The organism is Cytophagia bacterium CHB2, assembly GCA_030263535.1.
In the GTDB taxonomy this organism is placed as follows: Bacteria; Zhuqueibacterota; Zhuqueibacteria; order Zhuqueibacterales; family Zhuqueibacteraceae; genus Coneutiohabitans.
On the sequence record SZPB01000615.1, the window covers coordinates 1 to 2,170 of the forward strand.

Sequence of the window (2,170 nt, forward strand, 5' to 3'; positions counted from 1 at the left end):
CTTTGCGCCAACGCATTCAACGACGTGCTTGCCAGGCCGCTTTTCTTCAACAAAAATGCGCGCGGCATTTCCCCGTGCTTGTACAATAGCCTGAGGCCATTATGTTGTTTTTCACTTAATTTGCGTTTCGCGCCGGTGGCTGCAACTTCTAACGCTGCGGCAGGCTCTTCCCCGGCATGAGACGCCGCATCTATTTCGCGCCGTTCTAAAAACTTTTTGCCGACAGGAGTTAATTGCACGATCGTAACCTTCTGCGCGGCGACCATCGTTTTACCTGCGGCTTGCGCAACTTCGACATAACCATGCTTCACCAGGCTGCGCAAGCTCTCACGCACGCCTCGATATTTGAGATTACGCGCAAGATGTGAGACTTTGTAGCCGGTTTTGCCCAGCAACGCCTGCACAATCTCAGCCTGGCGCGGCGCACGCGCAGCCATCTCTTCCAATTCTTGCAGGCTCGGCGCGCGCATGAGGCGCACGAATTGTTTGCTCTCTTTTTCGAGACCCGGCGGCAGCATGGTGCGCAACACTTCACCGAGGCTGGCGAGATAATATTCCGCCACCCATTTCGCCAAATCCATGCGCGTTTCGTCGAACAGCGGCGTTTCATCGAGAATATCCAAAACATCTTTGAGTTTTTCCGTGGGAAAGTCGATTTCGGCTTTGCGGCAGGCAATGAAACCCGTTGCGACACGTTTGCCCAAGGGCACCAACGCGCGACTGCCGACCAAGGCAAGATGATCGAGAGATTCCGGCACGCGATAGGTGTAACCACGCGAGAGCGGCAGAGCAAAATGAATTTCAGCGTAGGGGAATTGCATGTGGGAAGCTGTTCTGTCAGGCAAATGAATTCAGCCAGAGCCAGAAGGAAAATACAGAAGCGAATTTAGAATTGCAAGCGGTGGAGTTCTCGGAAGGACATGAATTCGGTATAAGCAGATTTAAACCTGTTAGCCACGAAACACCCAAGAAATACGAAAGGCTCCTTTAACGTACTTCGTCAGCAGAATTATGTCGTAAAATCATTCTGCCTAAAACTTTCAGAATCGTATTCAAAATTTGAGCGACGAATCCAGCACCAATTCCAATTGCTTTGCGCCAGTGGTTGCGCGCCGGCTCAATTCCGCCAATTCCTGCTCCAACCAACGAATATAATTGCGATAGGTTTTTCGAACTTCGATTGCGCGGCGACACAACGCGTGTACTTCGGAAGCATAAGCCGGCCAATGCCGGCGCAGTTGGAGCGGCAATTGCAGATAAGTCGGCGCGTCATCACAAAACAAAGAGCTGCGCGCCAGCGTCCAGATATCGCATTGTTTTTCGCCTCCGGGAATGCCGTTCAGGCCCTGCACGAGATGCGTCAACTCGTGGCCGATAGTATTGTAGGTCACTTTGCGCGCACGCAACCGGATCAAGTTTTGTTCGCGAATGGCTGCGCCGAGATGAGTCCGGGTATACCCAACTGTAATGGTTTGGCCCTCGAGTTCCGGGAAATGCCGCAGCGCATTGTGCAGCATGACAACCAAACGCCGGTTCAGGCGCTTTTTCATGTTGGGCGTGTAACGGAACGGCATAAGGGCTATGGCAATGGGTGAAAGAGTACCGCAAAGATCGCCCCGCGAACAAAGCGCGATTGCAATCATCGATCATCAATTCTCAATCATCAAATTTCAATAGACCGGCACCGAGGGATCGACCTGCTGCGACCAAACCGTAATGCCGCCGCGCAAATTCATCACACTCGTGAAGCCTTGCTGTTCGAGAAAGCGGCTAACTTGCATGCTGCGGCCGCCATGATGACAATACACGACGATGGTATCCTCGGGACTCAGCTCGGAAATCCGGTGGGGAACTTGGCGCATGGGAATGTGCAGCGAACCGGCAATGCGACAATAATCCACCTCGTGTTGTTCGCGAACATCGAGCAAAATGATTTTCTCGCCCTGCTCGCGGCGCTGGTGCAGCTCATGTGGCTCAATTTGCTTCATCTTTTCTCCGCAATTGTTACCTGTAGCGTGAAAGGCGAAGCGGAAAATAGTGAAATCAAGCCCAGCAAGTCAAGCAAAAGAGCGCTTGCTTTTGCGTGGGAGGAGATTTACTTTAAGAGCAATCTTCCAAACAAAAAGAGAGACAGCAGCCATGGCGCAAAAGACGAATGAGTGGAACGTGA

The 2,170-nt window shown here is 52.1% G+C and carries 3 protein-coding genes; all 3 read right to left on the reverse strand.

Annotated elements, in window-relative coordinates:
- A partial coding sequence (locus tag FBQ85_29490) for a hypothetical protein (protein ID MDL1879265.1) occupies positions 1-821 on the reverse strand: 821 nt, incomplete at its 3' end.
- Positions 822-1,052: 231 nt separating this feature from the next.
- Entirely contained in the window at positions 1,053-1,550 is a 498-nt protein-coding gene (locus tag FBQ85_29495; protein MDL1879266.1) for a hypothetical protein, read from the reverse strand.
- 120 nt (positions 1,551-1,670) lie between these two features.
- The gene (locus FBQ85_29500) at positions 1,671-1,988 is read right to left on the reverse strand and encodes a sulfurtransferase (GenBank protein ID MDL1879267.1); all 318 of its coding nucleotides are present in this window, start codon (positions 1,986-1,988) and stop codon (positions 1,671-1,673) included.
- Positions 1,989-2,170: the final 182 nt, after the last annotated feature.

Excerpts from the sequence above, each read along its gene's own strand:
- FBQ85_29495 (MDL1879266.1), bottom strand. The coding sequence starts at position 1,550 with ATGAAAAAGCGCCTGAACCGGCGTTTGGTTGTCATGCTGCACAATGCG.
- FBQ85_29500 (MDL1879267.1), bottom strand. The coding sequence starts at position 1,988 with ATGAAGCAAATTGAGCCACATGAGCTGCACCAGCGCCGCGAGCAGGGC.